The organism is Streptomyces sp. NPDC019396 (assembly GCF_040632375.1).
Lineage (GTDB): Bacteria > Actinomycetota > Actinomycetes > Streptomycetales > Streptomycetaceae > Streptomyces.
Map to the genome: position 1 here is coordinate 145,097 of NZ_JBEYBS010000007.1, position 14,750 is coordinate 159,846.

Consider the following 14,750-nt stretch of genomic DNA (forward strand, 5'->3'; position numbering starts at 1 on the left):
ATCCGAGAAATTCAATTCCGCCACTCAGCGTCTCGCCCAGGTGGTATCCACACCCAAAACCGCCCCACCGCGTGCACCGTACGCAAGGGCTGTCCCGTAACTGAGCTCCCGGTCGCCTCGCGGGGTGGGCTGCCGTTCGGCCCGCAGGTATAGCCAGCAAGGGCGGGGTTGTGCACATCCGGGCGATGCCGAGCATGGCGTGGTGGACCCTGTCGCCTTTGGGGCAGCGTCGTACCGCTGCCGCTCCATCACAGTCACCCCTCGATCCACAGCAAGGATGATCTCTACCGTGTCTCGCACACGCACCCGTCTCGCCGTACTCACAACTGTCCTGGCCGCTGCAGTCGGCTCCGCCTCCCTCACCGGTATGCCCGCCACAGCCGCTACTGGTCCGACTGCCCTTGCCGACGCCCAGGCATCTATGGCCCGCCTCCACATCGGTGAAGGCGACCCCACGCGCTCCTGCTCCGGTGTCCTGGTCGACCGCCAGTGGGTGCTGACCGCCGCGGCCTGTTTCGCGAACAACCCGGCCACCCCGTCCCAGATCACCGCGGGCAAGCCCGCCCTCAAAACCACCGCGACCATCGGTAAGAGCTCCGTGACCGGGACGGGCGGGTACGTCGCCGAAGTCGCCGAACTTGTCCCGTCCCCCAGCGGCGACCTGGTCATGGCTCGCCTGGCGACACCCACCACCGGCATCACCCCCGTCACAGTGGCCGCCTCCCCGGCGGGTGAGGGCGACACTCTGCAGGCAGTCGGCTTCGGCCGCACCAAGACCCAATGGGTACCCGGCTCGGCCCACTCCGCAGCGATGAAGGTCAGTGCAGCCTCCGGCACCGAGATCGCCCTGTCGGGTGTCACCGCAAAGGACGCCCTGTGCAAGGGCGACACCGGAGCCCCCTTGCTGCGCAAGGCAGACGAAGGCGTCGAACTGGTCGGCATCGCCACCCGCTCACGGCAGGGCGGCTGCCTGGGCGAGACCGAGACCCGCACCGACGCCCTCGCCATCCGCACGGACAACATGGCCGACTGGATCGCCACCACCGCCGGACGGTCATGGGCACTGCTGATGACAGCCGAGGACTTCAACGGCGACAAGAAGGCAGACCTGCTGACGATCGACGCAGCCGACGACTTCCTCTACGCCCACCCCGGCGACGGCAAGGGCAAGTTCGGCAAGCCCGTAAAGGTCAGCCCGGGCAAGTGGACCGGCATGCGGCTGCTGGCCGCAACCGACTTCACCGGCGACGGCAAGGCCGACATCCTCGCTGCCAACACAAACGGCAACCTCTACCTCTACCCGGGCAACGGCAAGAACGGCGTCACCGGCTCCTCCGTCGTCGCGAGCGGCTGGGACGGCATACGCCTGCTCGCCGCAGCCGACTTCAACGCCGACAAGAAGGGCGACCTGCTCGCCATCCACACCAACGGCAACCTCTTCTTCTACCCGGGCAACGGCAAGAACTTCACCTCAGGCACCGTGTCCAGCACAGGCTGGACCAACATGCGCCTGCTCACCGCCGGAGACTTCAACCGCGACGGCAAGGCAGACGTCTACGCCGTCCACAACAGCGGAGACCTGTACCTGTCCTCCGGCAAGGGCAACGGCACCTTCAACACCGCCAGCAAGACCGGCGGCGGCTGGCAGCACATGCGACTCATCTCCGAAGCCGACTTCAACGGAGACCAGAAGAGCGACCTCATCGCCATCCACACCAACGGCAGCGTCCACGCCTACCCCGGCAACGGCAACGGTGGCTTCAACACCCCCATCGTCACCACCGCGAGCTGAGACCGGAGTCTTGTTCAAAGTGTGGTGCCTGCGGCCGTAGCCCGGCCTCAGGCACCACACGCAGCTGTGATCGCGACGCTCGACCCTCGCGGCATCGCGTGAAGTAGACGGACAGCCTGGCCACTGTCGCTTGCTGCTCCTGCCCACGGCTTCACCGGCGGCTGGCTTCGGTGAATCAGGAAGCGTGGGAGCAAGATCACTCCCCATATCGAGAGCAGCGTCCCGATCCCAGGCCGTGGTCGGTCATCAACCGGCCAGTCAGCGGTGCTGGCGACCGGATCTGGGATCTCTTCGGCAAGAGGCTCCCCATGTGCATGCATGTGGCGGGGCGCCTCGTCGCTACAACCAACCCACTTTCTTCGCTGCACTGACGGCTGTTGCCTCTGCGGCCTCGGCCTTGACGTTCAGCCTCTCGTCCCGTCCCAGGGCACCGCCGCCCGCCGCCTCTGCGGCGGCCAGGGATGCCTGAAGCGCACTTTGGTAGGCGGCCTCGCCGAGCTTCGCACCGACGTCATGAGCCTTTGCCACCTGGGCGGCGACCGTGGCGCTCGCGGCAGCATTCCGGGCACAGCGTGCGTCGGCTGCCGGGTCGATGATGGTCTCGGCCAGGGCGTCGACGGACTGACGGGACAGACGCACAGCGTGGGCTGCCTTCGACTCCGGGCTGTTGGGAACGAGCTTGGCCTGGCTGTCGTCGACTCCGGCATGTCGGCAGGCTGCCTCAGCTCGCTCGACAGCGCTCCGTGCGCGAGCTCCATGACGGGCGCGTAGGGATGCCTCAGCCGTATCGGTCCTTTCCTCAGCCTTGGTGACTTCGGTGCCGTTGGGTGCGGTCATGGCCTCTCCTCGTCTCCCGGAGCCTCGTCCGCGGCAGGGTGGCACGCGCCCTCCGAAGAGACCAGAGCGATGCAGCGGCTGATTGACTGAGGCAACAAGGCACGGTGGTCTGGCCGAGCGTTACGGTTCGGGTAGGTCCGGGTAGAGAGGCGAGCGGATGAGCACCTCCGTGTCTGAGGTCGTGGCGACCCTTGCGCAGCGCTATGTACGCCATGCCCCGGTCCCCGCCGGCAAGGCCCTGTTGGTGAGCCGGTACCTCAACCGCCACCTCCGCGAGCATCCCCGCCGCCGTGTCACCGGGACGGAATTCGGCGCCCGGGTCGCCGTCGACACCCAGGACCTCATCCAGCGGTATCTCTACCTGTTCGGGGTCTGGGAACCGCACATGACCGGTTGGCTGCAACGGCGGCTTCGGCCCGGGGACACGTACGTCGATGTCGGCGCCAACATCGGCTATTACACGCTCCTCGCCGCGCAACTCGTCGGGAACGAGGGGCGGGTCGTCGCCATCGAGGCCTCACCGGTCTTCCACCAGCGGCTCCTGCGGAATGTCGCGCTCAATGAGTACTGCAACGTCCGTGCGATCAATGGGGCGGTCTCGGACAAGGAAGAGACCCTCACGTTCGTGCTTGCCAGCTCCGCCAACATGGGGGCGAACAGCATCGTCCCGTACGCGGGGCCGGCTGAGTCGACCTTCGAGGCGACGGCGCGACCGCTGCCGGATCTCCTCACCAAGGACGAGGTTCGGCAGGCCCGAGTGATCAAGGTGGATGTCGAGGGCGCCGAGGGGAGCGTCATGCGGGGGATGGCTCGGATGCTGCCGCTGCTGCGGCACGACGCGGAGATCACGGTGGAGGTGACTCCCGACCGAATGGCGCAGTTGGGCGACTCCGTCGACGAGCTGATGGAGACGATGGAGGCACATGGCTTCCACCCGTACCGGCTCGTCAACGACTACGCACCGGAGAGCTACCCGGCGGCCCTCCATGGTGCGGCCCGCGTTCCGGAGCGGCTCCATGGGCCCATCACGGGGGAGAGTGATCTGATCTTTTCCAGGGTCGATGCCGAGACACTCCCCTGACATGCGGACGGCCCGGGAACCCAGTGGGGCGGATTCCCGGGCCGTCCGTTTCCTGGAGCCGTCAGCAGAAGGCCGACGCCGACAGGTGCGGCCCCTCCTCGCCGGGTTGGGATACGGCGCCGCTCGTCGTCGGCAGGCGATGGCCCCGGCTCTCCGCCACGCGGAGGATGTCGCGGAGCGCACCGGTCAGGTCGATCGCCAGCAGGTGCAGTTCTTCGTCCTCGGCGTCCTCGGCCGCCAGCACATCCAAGGCATGTTCCAGCAGTTCGGCACCTAGACCGAGTTGCACAGCCTCGGTGTTGTCGGCGAGACGCGATAGATAGCCGCCGTCGGTGGCGGGGCTCAGGAAGCAGGGTTTGCCATTGGGGCCCGACCAGGGGAGAAGGCGCAGTTCGTTGTGGACGGTCATCCTTCCGTCCCCCTCCCTTCGTTCATGGTGTGGTGGGTGGTGAAGACGGCGTCAGCCCGGTCGCCGGGGAGCACTAGGAGCGCGCCCTCGACCACGCGTCCGTCGGCGTCGACCGCCACGCGCTCGATCGAGAGCACGGCTAGGGCAGTGCTGATCCGCAGAGCCATCGCTTCCTCGTTGGTGGGAAGGCGCGCGCTGATCCGCTCCCGGACCTCGGCGAGAGGTGGGTGGGGTGCGGCAAGACGGGCTACCAGACCGTCGCCCCCGATCGGTTCGGCGCCCTCGTGGTCGTCGTCCCGTGCCGAGTCACTTGGGACGTAGACACGGCTCAGGCTGTGTGGGGACTCGCCCTCGAGGCTGAGGTAGCGGTACTCGACCAGCGTGGCACCGGCAGGCACCTGCATGAGATCGACCAGGATTCCCCGCGCTTTCAACCTCACCGTACGGACGCTGACCCGCAGTCCCGCTTCGGCAGCGGCGTGCGCGTCGGCCCTGCGGCTGCCGCCGACGTATGTGATCCACTGGAAAGGCTGCCGGACAAAGTTCCCAAGGCCGTGGACCTTCTCGATCAGACCTTCTCCCTGGAGGACCGCAAGGGCGTTCCTCAGCGTCGGGACACTCACCGTGTAACGGGACGCAAGCTGTGCCTCCGACGGGAGCCGGTCACCGGCCTTGATTCGACCGGTGGAGATCTGGGCCCGCAGCTCGTCAGCGATGAACTGATGGCGATACGCCATGGAGTGAATCACCACTTTCTCTGCGTCCTCAGGGCGATGATCTTGGTACGGCAGTGCATCGTCAGTGACTCGCCGGACTCGAACAGGAGCCGTTTGGCGCTGCCGGGCAGTTGCAGGAGATCGGTCACCCGGCAGGACCGTCCACCGATCTGGATGACGTCGCCGATCCGCACGCTGCTCGACGTGATCTCGACAGGGCCGGCTATGGCGCCGCCGGGCGCCCATCCGCTCACCGCGTCACCTCCGCGGGCGAGCCGTGGCTGTCCGCCTGGTGGCACGGGCAGGCACAGACCTCGTAGATCACGGGGATGCCTGCGGGTACCTCGGCCGGGTCCGAGTGGGCGCACTCGTGATGGGTCCCGATTCGGCACGCGACCGACCGGTAAGGGACGGCCCGCCCATACGGCACCTGACTCGGGTGGCCCGCCATTAGAGCGCCTCCGTCGGCACGAACCAGATGCAGGCGGAGTACCTCTCGGAATGAAGCCCCGATCGCTTGGCACGCTCCTCGCCGGCTAGGACATACGCGCGGACGAGTGCCGTTTCCTCGCCCGCCAGGACGTCCACGCGACTGCACGTCCGAGGCATCCGCGCTGTTGCGCAGTCGGCACTGGAGACGTGAACACCTCGCGGATGGGAGGGAGCTCCGGGCCGGCGGTGCCGGCCCTTCGAGCGGTACCGCTCACTGGTGCGGGAGACGGCACGGCGGATACGGTTGAACACGCTGATCAGCTCCTATCGCTGATGGCCAGGTCCCCGGACGTCGCCCGTCGCGGGGACCGTTCTGTGTACGACGGCCCATAAGGTGCGGCCACTGAGGCTGCTGGCGAAAAGCCCGAACCGATCGGCCTCCGCCACCACTTGCAGCGCCTCCCGCCACGACGCGGGAGGGAACGGCTCCGGAACCTCCGCTTCGATCGACGTGTACCGGGTGTGGCGCTCGACGCGAGGGACGAGCCCGAGGTCGGACAACCGGGCGGCGATGACCTCGGCGCCTACTTCCGAAGCGGACACAGGAGGGCCTCCGTCGCCAGGCATTCACAATGCGTCAAGCTAGTTAACTAGATTAGAGCTAGTGGACTAGATTTTCCATATGCCTGAGCAGCCGCCGTATCTGCGCATCGCCGACGTGCTCCGACAGCGCATCGCGGAAGGCGAGTGGACACCGGGAGACCGGCTTCCGTCCCGCGCCCAGATCGCGCAGGACTGCGGCGTAGGCGACAACGTGGTCCGCCGAGCACAGGAGCTGCTGATCTCCCAGGGCGTCTTGGAAGGCCGGGCAGGGTCAGGGACGTACGTCGCCGAGCCCCGGCGGCGCGTACGGGTGGTCCGCTCCTCGGCCCGCGAGGAACGCGGCGGATCTCCGTTCCGGGCGGACATGCAGGCAGTCGGCAAGCGCGGCGACTGGGAGAGCCGGACCGAGGCGAAGGTCCCCGCTCCGGCGGAGATCGCGGCACGGCTCGGAATCGGTGAGGGCGATTCATGCGTGCGCACCGAGTACGAATTTCTTGCCGACGGGCGCCCGGTGCAGCTCTCCACGAGCTGGGAGCCGTACGAGCTCACCGCCGGCACCCTCATCGTCCTTCCCGAGGGAGGGCCGTACGCGGGGGCGGGCGTCGCAGACCGCATGGCGGAGATCGGTGTCACCGTGAGCCACGCCGTGGAACAGCCCGAGCCGAGACAGGCCAGCGCCGAGGAGGCGTCCCTCCTCGGCATTCAGAAGGCTGCGCTGGTCACGCATATCCGACGGACGTACTACAGCGACGACGGACGGCCTGTGGAGACGGCGGACATTGTTGTGCCGGTCGCGCTCTGCGAGATCGTCTACGAGGTCCCGGTCCGCCGCTAGTCGTCTTACCCGTGATGTCAAATCACTGCGCTGAACCAGGGATCGATCCGCCCCGCCTGTGGGTCTAGAACCGTCTCCTGTCTCAACTCGCCGTTTGGCCACGAACCGCGTCAGGATCGCTTCGGTCCCAGAACCTGCCGTTTCGACGGCGGATCGCCGTTGGTACCGGCTGCGATGTGCAGGGCGGCTGTCGCCTAGAGTCCTCCCGTACATCTGGGGGAGGGAAATTTCGTGAGAGCCGGACTATTCCGCCGCGTGGTGGTGGTCGCACTGCTGGGGCTGTCCACGACAGCTTGCGGCGACCAGACGGCCGCGGGGCAGCGCGAACGCCGCCACCCGTATGCCGCGATCGAGGACATGCCCGAGTCCCTGGGGTCGGACGGGACGACGATCGTCGTGGGGGATCCGAGCCGGATGCCCGTTCACCTGTACGAGGACATGCGTTGTTCAGTCTGTCAGGAGTTCGAGGTGACTGGCGCGGGTCCGGCGCTGCTGGACATGACACTCGGGAAAGAAGTGCGGGCCGAGTACACCCTGGTCTCCCTCCTCGACGACCGACTTGGCGGCACCGGCTCGAAGAAGGCCGCCAACGCGCTGCGCGCCGCGCTGGAGCAGGGCAAGTTCGCCGAGTACCACGCCGTGCTCTTCCGGAACCAGCCGGACGAGCAGACCGACGGCTTTACCGACACGTTCCTGCTCGCGATGGCATCGCGAGTGGAGGGCCTCCGCGGCCCGGCATTCGACTCCGCAGTTCAGGAGATGAGATACGCAAACTTTGTGGCCGCCTCCCAAAAGGCTTACGAGGACGCCGACGCTCCTGGCACTCCATCGGCGTTCACCAACGGCAAGCGCCTACCGAACGGCGTACTCCTCACCAAAGATGCGCTGCCGCTCTTCGTCGGCGGTGACCGATTGCTAGGTGCCGGACGTAGAAGCCACCCCGCGCAGCCGTGGATGGCCTCTACGTCGGGTACAGGATCGTGACCAGGTGCTCCGGACCCTGCTCTCCTATGGCTCTCTTGGTCAACCCTGCGCCGGGTAGCGCCACCCGAGGCTCGCAAGCGCCCGCGCCCGCGCCTCCACGACCGCCATGCGCGCGTCGCGTTCGGCAGCCTCCATGTGAGAGGGCTGGCTCGTCGCCTGCCCGGGCCACTTGCGGTAGAGGAGTCCCACTTCCGGGGAGAACCAACCACGGCTCGTCGCGTTCAGGGCCATCAGAAGCCCGGTGTCCTCGGAAGCCGGAAGCGCCATCCAGCCGCCCACGGCGATGAGCAGATCCCGCCGTACGAAGAGCGTGGCGGGGTGGACCTGGGCGCGGAAGCCGTTTGCCTTCCAGTAGTCCAGGACCTCACCGCGCTCGATCGGGCCGGCCTCTGGGTCACCCGGGAAGCCGGCGGTCGAGCCGTCGGGTAGGAAGTCGAGCACGCGTGACGTTGCCCAGCCGATCGACGCGTCCGCTTCGAGCGCGGCCAGGTCGCGTGCCAGTACGCCTGACGCCAACTGGTCGTCGGCATCTAGGACCTTGACGTAGTCGCCGTCCGCGTGGGCCATGGCCATCATGCGCGCGACGCCGGGCCCACCCGGCCGACCCTGACGGAAGGTCACCCGCTCATCGTCGGGGACGTGCGGGGCGACCTGGTCGGTCTTGCCGTCTTCCTGGATGACCCAGTGCCACTCCCAACCGTCAGGGATTTCCTGCTCGCAGATGGACTTGTACGCGTCCGGCAGGAACGGTGCCGACGGGGCGTGAACGGCGGTGACGATGATGATGCGCCGCTGCACGGCACTCACCACCTTTCCAGGGGAGTGGTGAAGAGCATTTCCGTGCGGTCGCCGGGAAGTGTCACGTCGGAGATTTCCACGGCCCGGCCGTCGGTGTCGTACGAGGTCTTACGGAGGGCAATGACCGACGTCCCCGGCGGGAGCTCCAGCTCCTCGGCCTCTTCGGGCGTCGGCGGGCGAGCGGTGATCCGCTCCTCGATGCGGTCGAGCTCGATACCGAGCGTCAGGAGCTGGTTCTGGGTTCCGCCGGGCCACGGCTCCTTCGCCTCGTCCAGGAGGTCTGGGTTCGTGGCGACCATGTCGCGTACGAGGTACGAGCTCACCAGGGCGAAGGGCGCGGTCTCCGCCGCGTAACGCGTTCGGTAGACCCGCTCGACTAGGGCCGTGCCCTCGGGTACCCCGAAGATCTCCGCCAGGGACTCGTCAGCCGTGGCCTCGCCGTAGGTGGCATGAAAGACGAGGTCGTTTACCTGGAGGCCGGTGTCGTGCTCGGTGGCTCCAGTCTGGAGCCGTTCCTGCTCGGTCTCTCGCGCGCGGTTCTTCTCCCACTGGTGGCGCATGTTTGTGCGGAGCACGCGGGTACGGGGCCGGCGGACGAAGTTGCCGCGGCCGTGCTTCTTCTCGATCAGCCCCTCGTCTTGGAGGAGGCGGAGTGCTTCCCGAATCGTTGGGACGCTCTTCTTGTGCCGCTCGGCCAGCGCCGTCTCCGCCGGAAGCCGGTCGCCAGGCGCTAGCTGACCTGCACGGATGGCATCTCTCAGCTCATCGGCGATCTTCTCGTACGCCTTAGCCATGTCGTGCTCACCGTTCCAGTCGGGGGACGCCGCCAGCATACGACTCCTAAAGAGGTCTTGACGACCGATGGAGACGTACGCAATAGTCCTAGGTGACTCCTAAAGAGGTCTTGAGGACCTGACCTCTTTAGGAGTTGCGACGCCTGATGCCCGGAGGAAAGCCCGCAGGGGTGAGTACGAAGGCCGCATTCGTCCCTTGAGAACTCCACAGCGTGCCTGACAACAGCGCATTTGATCTTCGGCGCCGCCGGTTCCGGCGGCGCCTGTTCCACCCGGGGGCCGGGACTTCCGCCTCCGGTCCGCCGTGTTCCCCAAGGAGGAACCCATGCAGCTCGCCATCGGCGATGTCGTCCGCGACCGCGGCGACATGGCCCTTGCCACCGTGGCCGGGATGGCCACCAACGCGGAAGGCAACCTCGTGGCACTCCAGCTCTCGGGCGGAGGCGTACGACTGACCGCGCCCTACGACTTGGACCTCGTGGCCCGCCACAGCCAGCCGCCGAGCGCCGCCCACACCGTCGTGGCCGTGCTCGTCCTCGTCGTGGCCCTGGCCGCCGCCTCCATTGGCTGGCGTTCAGCGCAGGAGCTCGGCGCCGGATGGCCCCTGGCCTTCCTGACCGGCCTCGGCTGCTGCACCGCCGTGAAGCTCGCCTACGACTCGTGGGTTCGCCTGACCCGGCCCCGCCGCTTCCGCGTCTGACGGCCTCTCGTGCCTTCGTGCACGTCCCTGCCGACGGCGGTGGTCGACGGGCCACACGATGCCCACCGCCATCGGCTCTCCCATCCCATCCAGGAGTCAGGAGACTTCGATGCGTACGTACGTCGGCGGCCAGGAGGCCGTGAGCGTCCTTGAATTGGCAGAGCTGGCATACGGGTTCGAGCTCGACGCCCCGATGCCCGAGGACTTCCGCGACCTGTTTCTCGGCGTGCCGGACGAGACCGACGAGCAGCGAGCCGTCCGGCTCGCCGCCGCCCGTGACGTGCTGGCGGAGCTGCGGGAGTCGAGCGACGCCGACGAGGTGTCGACGCTGAACTCGCTCTACGCCGAGCAGCTGTTGAGCGCGGCGCCGCTGAAGAACAGGGCCGTGAAGACCCAGGCTCTCTGGTCGAGGAAGGCCGCGTGAACAGGTCCGACCCGCGCACCGCGACGCCTACTCAGCTCCCGCCACTCACGAGGAGCGAGCGGGCACTCCTCGGTGCGGTCGCTCCCACAGGCGCCGGAGTCGGCGGCCTCGGCCTGGCCTCTTCTTTCAACTCCGTCTCGGAGGCGGCGGAGCGCTGGGGCTTCACACAGCCCTGGATGCTCCCGATCGGCGTCGACTTCGCGATCCCCGTCTTCACGGCGGCGAACCTCCTGCTCATCCGATTCGGTATGCCGCTGTCCTGGGTCCGCGTGGTGCCGTGGGCGCTGACGCTCGTCACCTGCTGGCTGAACATCGCGGCCGGCTCGTCGACTTCGTCCCGAATCGCACACGGGACGATGCCACTCCTCTGGGTCGTCCTCAGCGAGATCGTCGCTCACGGGTACGCGGTCCGGATCGGCGCGGCCACCGGCCGCCGCATGGAGCGCATCCGGCGTTCCCGCTGGCTCTTCGCGCCCCGCGCGACACTCGCCCTCTGGCGCCGCATGGTGCTCTGGGAGCTGACCGACTACCGCGAGGCCCTGCACGAGGAGAAGAGGCGCCTGCTGGCCCGCGCCGAGCTGCGCGAGCAGTACGGCCGCCGGTGGCGCTCGAAGGCACCGCGCCGTGACCTCGTACTTCTCCGGATGGGCGAACTCGACCCCGAAGTGGCCCAGGACGAGCACGACGAGGAGGCCGATCCTCCGAAGCCCCAGCCGCGGCGCCGCACCGCACGCGACAAGAACAGTCCTCGCATGAGCTGGGACAAAGCGCTCACCAAGGCCCGTTCCCTGACGGCCGACTGGTCGTACGAGCACCTGGACGCCGAGCGGATTCGCAAGGCCGTCGGGTGCAGCCAGGACCGGTCCCGTCAGCTTCGGGACGTCCTCAGGACCGAACGCGAGGAACAGATGCTGCCCGACCCGGCCGGCGTCTGACGCCCCCGCACCTCTTTCGCCGGGCCCAGCCGCTGCTTTGGCGGGTAGGGCCGGGGCCCGGCTGCCCCCTCCGTTCAGGAAGGAATGTCAGTGAAACACGAGAGCGGTGACGCTCACGAGCGCGAGCTCTTCACGCGCTTGGAGAAGGAGATCGCCGCCGACTCCCCGGAGTCGGCATCCACCCCGGAGGGCGGAGAGTCGGGTACCGGCCGTTCCGCTGAGTCGGCTCCGGCCGGGCCGGACGAGTCGGCCGACCAGACTGCCGTAATCATGGTGGACCGCCCCGGCGGACCGTCGGGCCCCGGCCTCATGGATCGCGTCCTCGGCTCGAAGCGGCGCCCCGTCATCCCCGCGTGGGCGCGATCCTGGAACGAGTTCAAAACCGCGGGGAAGGGTGTCGCGGCGTACGTCTGGCACGTCGCTGCGTATCACGCTGTACGAACGCCCTGGTACGCGCTCCGGCTCACCGTGCAGGCGCCGCTCGGCGCCGCCCGGTTCCTCGGCAACTCCATGCGGTGGATGTCGGACGCCGAGGGGGATCCACTGCGGCTGGACGCCGCCAGGCGCGAGGACGTCGGCGACTACCTCAAGCTGTCCCGGCAGCGGGATCGCCGGGTCCGGTGGCGGACTCTCGTTTCGGTCGTCGCGACCGTCGTCGGCCCGATTGTCGCCATGGCCCTGTACGTCCTCGCCCCGAAATGGCTGACGGTGCTCGCCGCGGCGGTCGGCGTGATGATGCTCGGTCGGCTCGGAGAGTCGGCCGACGCTCCGGTCATCAACAGAGCCGTGGAAATCCCGAAGGCGACGAAGCTCACGAGCGACATCGTCCTTCGCGCCCTGGGCTCCCTCGGCATTCCGGCGATCAACCAGGACCAGGCCAAGGGCGGCCCCGGCTTCACCTTCACCGCCCCGATCACCCGGGACGGCCCGGGGTGGCTCGCCGAAGGAGATCTCCCGTACGGCGTCACCGTGACCGACGTCGCCGACCGGCGCGAGCGCCTGGCCTCCGGTCTGCGCCGCCCACTCGGCTGCGTCTGGCCGGAGGCCACGGCAGACGAGCACACCGGGCGCCTCCGGCTGTGGGTCGGTGACCAGGACCTGTCGAAGACCCGGCTGGCGCCTTGGCCGCTCGCGAAGTCGGGGACGGTGGACCTCTTCCGGCCGATCGACTGGGGGACGGACCAGCGGGGCCGGTGGGTCGGAATCACGTTGATGTTCATCGCCGGCGTGATCGGCGCCATCCCCCGGATGGGCAAGACCTTCCTCCTCCGTCTGCTGCTCCTCATTGCAGCCCTCGACGTGCGGGCGGAGATCCACACGTACGACCTCAAGGGCACTGGCGACCTGGACGCGGTCGGCGACCGGGTCGGCTACCGGCACCGGGCCGGGGAAGAGGACGCGGATATCGAGTACGCGATCGCCGACCTCCGCGAGGTCCGCGAGGAGATGCGACGGCGGGCGAAGGTGATCCGGTCCCTGCCCAAGGACGTCTGCCCCGAGTCCAAGGTGACCACCGAGCTCGCGTCGAAGCGCTCGCTCGGCCTCCACCCGATCGTCATCGGCGTGGACGAGTGCCAGGTCTGGTTCGAGCACGACAAGCACGGCGCGGAGTTCGAGGAGATCTGCGTCGACCTCGTGAAGCGCGGCCCCGCGACCGGGATCGTGCTGCTGCTCGCGACGCAGCGGCCGGACAAGGACAGCATCCCGAAGGCAATCAGCGCCAACGCCTCCGCCCGCTGGTGCCTCAAGGTCATGGGCCAGGTCGAGAACGACATGGTCCTCGGGACCGGCGCCTACAAGCGGGGCGTACGAGCCACCCTGTTCGCCTGGTCCGAGAAGGGCGTCAGCTACTTCCTCGGCGAAGGCGCGGACGCCCGGATCGTGCGATCCGCGTTCATCGACGCCGTGGAGGCCGACCGCATCGCGCTTCGGGCCCGTGCCCTGCGCGAGCGCGCCGGGACGCTCGCGGGCCACGCAGTCGGCGAGCAACCGGAGGCCGAGGAAGCCCCGACGTACGACCTGCTCGCCGACCTCCTCGCCGCCATCCCGGACGGCAGGCAGAAGGTCTGGAACGAGGTGGCGGTAGCCGCCCTCGCCGAGCTGCGGCCCGGTGTGTACAGCGAGTGGACGGGCGAGCAACTGACCCTCGCACTCAAGCCGTTCGGCGTCCGGGCCGGCCAGGTGTGGGGCACCGCGGAGGACGGCAAGGGCGCGAACCGGCGTGGCATCAAGCGTGCCGATCTCCTCAAGGCCGTCGCCGAACGTGACGGCGGAACCGCCGCGGCCTAGCCCTCCGCGCCACTAGACCTAGCAGGCCACCCTGCTAGGTCTAGCACCTCCGCTAGCGCCCCCAAGGGCCTCTGAACTGCGAACTAGCACCTAGCACCACTCCCTGAGCAACCCCAGAATCCTGCCCTGAGAGGGGTCTCCATGCCCTCGGTGTTCGACTTCGCCGCGGTTCTCCTGCTCCTCACGCTCAGTTACGTCGCCCTGTGCGCGGCCAGCCCCCTCGGCGCCTGCCGCAAGTGCAGGGGCTGGGGTGCCAAGGTCCGCGTCTCCCGCTTCAGCGGGCGGCTCAAGCGCGGGCGCGACTGCCGCCGCTGCGAGGGCTACGGGCAGCGCGTCCGGGTCGGACGCCGCCTCTACAACCTCGCCGTCCGGCTCCACCACGACGGCACCCGCTGACGAGGAGACCGCCGTGCGCCGACTTCTCCACCTTGCCCTGCTCGGTCTGCTGCTCGGGTTCGCAGCCACCTCGTGCCCCGCCAACGAGCCGCAGCCGGCTCGGCCGACCGTATCGCCCGAACTCCCGTGACAGAGGACTGATCTTGACCTTCACGATCTCCGCCCTGCTCCTCTTCGGACTCCTGCTCTTCATGCTCATCCGCTCGAAGTCGGTCGGGGGCGTGGCGGCAGTGGTCGCCGTGCTCTTCGGCTACTACCTCTCCCACACCCCGGCCGCACCGGCCATCGACCAGGTCATGGCGGCGCTCGCCGGTGCCATCCCCGACTTCGACTCCTGAGGAGGAACACGCGTGACCATCGACCGCACCACCGAGGACCTGGGCGCCGCCTACGCGGACGCTCCGGCGCTGGACGACGAGTTGGCATGGCTCCGGGCATGCGCTGGTCATCCGGCGTTCGAGCCGAGCCGCGAGTTCCTACTCCGTCAGGCGGCGCTGCTCGACCGCCTCGCCCTCCAGAGCGCGGTCATGCCGCTCGTCCGGGTTGCGCTCGGCGCCGCCGATCGCCTGGTCGTACACGACATCGAGCACCGTGGGCTGAGCCTCAGGGGCCACGACCTGTTCGCCGCTGACCACCAGGCGTACGTCCGCGAGGAGTACCGCGCCTGGCTGCTCGCGCAGAACCACTGAATCGACCCGGGGCAGCGGTCGACGGGCCAACGAAGC

Annotated in this window: 18 protein-coding genes; 11 read left to right on the top strand and 7 right to left on the bottom strand. The window is 68.4% G+C overall.

Annotation, left to right across the window (positions count from 1 at the left end):
* Positions 1-289: 289 nt before the first annotated feature.
* A complete protein-coding gene (locus tag ABZ532_RS10530; RefSeq protein WP_361280936.1) occupies positions 290-1,792 on the top strand; it encodes an FG-GAP-like repeat-containing protein in 1,503 nt (500 codons plus the stop codon).
* A gap of 339 nt (positions 1,793-2,131) precedes the next feature.
* Here the strand turns inward: ABZ532_RS10530 and ABZ532_RS10535 are convergent, their stop codons facing one another.
* On the bottom strand, positions 2,132-2,629 hold the full coding sequence (locus tag ABZ532_RS10535; protein WP_361280937.1) for a hypothetical protein: 498 nt from the start codon (positions 2,627-2,629) through the stop codon (positions 2,132-2,134).
* 157 nt (positions 2,630-2,786) lie between these two features.
* On the opposite strand from ABZ532_RS10535, the gene ABZ532_RS10540 reads away from it, so the two are divergent.
* Entirely contained in the window at positions 2,787-3,710 is a 924-nt protein-coding gene (locus ABZ532_RS10540) for an FkbM family methyltransferase (RefSeq protein ID WP_361280938.1), read from the top strand.
* A gap of 61 nt (positions 3,711-3,771) precedes the next feature.
* Here the strand turns inward: ABZ532_RS10540 and ABZ532_RS10545 are convergent, their stop codons facing one another.
* From ABZ532_RS10545 to ABZ532_RS10560, 4 genes are all read right to left on the bottom strand, one after another.
* On the bottom strand, positions 3,772-4,119 hold the full coding sequence (locus ABZ532_RS10545; RefSeq protein WP_361280940.1) for a hypothetical protein: 348 nt from the start codon (positions 4,117-4,119) through the stop codon (positions 3,772-3,774).
* Complete coding sequence (locus ABZ532_RS10550) at positions 4,116-4,856, bottom strand: GntR family transcriptional regulator (RefSeq protein ID WP_361280941.1); 741 nt, start codon at positions 4,854-4,856, stop codon at positions 4,116-4,118. The genes ABZ532_RS10545 and ABZ532_RS10550 overlap by 4 nt, the downstream gene beginning before the upstream one ends.
* 8 nt (positions 4,857-4,864) lie before the next feature.
* The gene (locus tag ABZ532_RS10555) at positions 4,865-5,089 is read right to left on the bottom strand and encodes a hypothetical protein (protein ID WP_361280942.1); all 225 of its coding nucleotides are present in this window, start codon (positions 5,087-5,089) and stop codon (positions 4,865-4,867) included.
* Between the two features lie 502 nt (positions 5,090-5,591).
* Entirely contained in the window at positions 5,592-5,870 is a 279-nt protein-coding gene (locus tag ABZ532_RS10560; RefSeq protein ID WP_361280943.1) for a hypothetical protein, read from the bottom strand.
* 79 nt (positions 5,871-5,949) lie between these two features.
* Between ABZ532_RS10560 and ABZ532_RS10565 the strand changes: the two genes are divergently transcribed.
* Positions 5,950-6,705, top strand: a complete 756-nt coding sequence (locus ABZ532_RS10565) for a GntR family transcriptional regulator (RefSeq protein WP_361280944.1) — start codon at positions 5,950-5,952, stop codon at positions 6,703-6,705.
* A gap of 255 nt (positions 6,706-6,960) precedes the next feature.
* On the top strand, positions 6,961-7,689 hold the full coding sequence (locus ABZ532_RS10570; RefSeq protein ID WP_361280945.1) for a thioredoxin domain-containing protein: 729 nt from the start codon (positions 6,961-6,963) through the stop codon (positions 7,687-7,689).
* 39 nt (positions 7,690-7,728) lie between these two features.
* Here the strand turns inward: ABZ532_RS10570 and ABZ532_RS10575 are convergent, their stop codons facing one another.
* Complete coding sequence (locus ABZ532_RS10575) at positions 7,729-8,487, bottom strand: glycosyltransferase (RefSeq protein ID WP_361280946.1); 759 nt, start codon at positions 8,485-8,487, stop codon at positions 7,729-7,731.
* Positions 8,488-8,492: 5 nt separating this feature from the next.
* On the bottom strand, positions 8,493-9,281 hold the full coding sequence (locus tag ABZ532_RS10580) for a GntR family transcriptional regulator (protein ID WP_361281154.1): 789 nt from the start codon (positions 9,279-9,281) through the stop codon (positions 8,493-8,495).
* Between the two features lie 325 nt (positions 9,282-9,606).
* Between ABZ532_RS10580 and ABZ532_RS10585 the strand changes: the two genes are divergently transcribed.
* From ABZ532_RS10585 to ABZ532_RS10615, 7 genes are all read left to right on the top strand, one after another.
* Positions 9,607-9,981, top strand: coding sequence for a hypothetical protein (locus ABZ532_RS10585; protein WP_361280947.1), 375 nt, complete (start codon positions 9,607-9,609; stop codon positions 9,979-9,981).
* Positions 9,982-10,090: 109 nt separating this feature from the next.
* A complete protein-coding gene (locus ABZ532_RS10590; protein ID WP_361280948.1) occupies positions 10,091-10,405 on the top strand; it encodes a hypothetical protein in 315 nt (104 codons plus the stop codon).
* A complete protein-coding gene (locus ABZ532_RS10595; RefSeq protein WP_361280949.1) occupies positions 10,402-11,340 on the top strand; it encodes a DUF2637 domain-containing protein in 939 nt (312 codons plus the stop codon). Before ABZ532_RS10590 ends, ABZ532_RS10595 begins: the two co-directional genes overlap by 4 nt.
* 84 nt (positions 11,341-11,424) lie before the next feature.
* Positions 11,425-13,629: a cell division protein FtsK gene (locus ABZ532_RS10600; RefSeq protein ID WP_361280950.1), complete on the top strand. Its 2,205-nt coding sequence runs from the start codon at positions 11,425-11,427 to the stop codon at positions 13,627-13,629.
* 141 nt (positions 13,630-13,770) lie between these two features.
* Positions 13,771-14,025 carry a hypothetical protein gene (locus tag ABZ532_RS10605; RefSeq protein ID WP_361280951.1) on the top strand — a complete coding sequence of 85 codons (255 nt, stop codon included), beginning with the start codon at positions 13,771-13,773 and terminating at the stop codon, positions 14,023-14,025.
* A 143-nt stretch (positions 14,026-14,168) separates the two neighbouring features.
* Positions 14,169-14,363: a hypothetical protein gene (locus ABZ532_RS10610; RefSeq protein ID WP_361280952.1), complete on the top strand. Its 195-nt coding sequence runs from the start codon at positions 14,169-14,171 to the stop codon at positions 14,361-14,363.
* A gap of 12 nt (positions 14,364-14,375) precedes the next feature.
* Positions 14,376-14,714: a hypothetical protein gene (locus ABZ532_RS10615; RefSeq protein ID WP_361280953.1), complete on the top strand. Its 339-nt coding sequence runs from the start codon at positions 14,376-14,378 to the stop codon at positions 14,712-14,714.
* Positions 14,715-14,750 lie beyond the last annotated feature (36 nt).

Bases quoted from the DNA above. Each gene is read 5' to 3' on its own strand.
- ABZ532_RS10535 (WP_361280937.1), bottom strand. From the start codon at position 2,629: ATGACCGCACCCAACGGCACCGAAGTCACCAAGGCTGAGGAAAGGACC.
- ABZ532_RS10540 (WP_361280938.1), top strand. From the start codon at position 2,787: ATGAGCACCTCCGTGTCTGAGGTCGTGGCGACCCTTGCGCAGCGCTAT.
- ABZ532_RS10545 (WP_361280940.1), bottom strand. From the start codon at position 4,119: ATGACCGTCCACAACGAACTGCGCCTTCTCCCCTGGTCGGGCCCCAAT.
- ABZ532_RS10550 (WP_361280941.1), bottom strand. From the start codon at position 4,856: ATGGCGTATCGCCATCAGTTCATCGCTGACGAGCTGCGGGCCCAGATC.
- ABZ532_RS10565 (WP_361280944.1), top strand. From the start codon at position 5,950: ATGCCTGAGCAGCCGCCGTATCTGCGCATCGCCGACGTGCTCCGACAG.
- ABZ532_RS10580 (WP_361281154.1), bottom strand. From the start codon at position 9,281: ATGGCTAAGGCGTACGAGAAGATCGCCGATGAGCTGAGAGATGCCATC.
- ABZ532_RS10585 (WP_361280947.1), top strand. From the start codon at position 9,607: ATGCAGCTCGCCATCGGCGATGTCGTCCGCGACCGCGGCGACATGGCC.
- ABZ532_RS10590 (WP_361280948.1), top strand. From the start codon at position 10,091: ATGCGTACGTACGTCGGCGGCCAGGAGGCCGTGAGCGTCCTTGAATTG.
- ABZ532_RS10600 (WP_361280950.1), top strand. From the start codon at position 11,425: ATGTCAGTGAAACACGAGAGCGGTGACGCTCACGAGCGCGAGCTCTTC.
- ABZ532_RS10605 (WP_361280951.1), top strand. From the start codon at position 13,771: ATGCCCTCGGTGTTCGACTTCGCCGCGGTTCTCCTGCTCCTCACGCTC.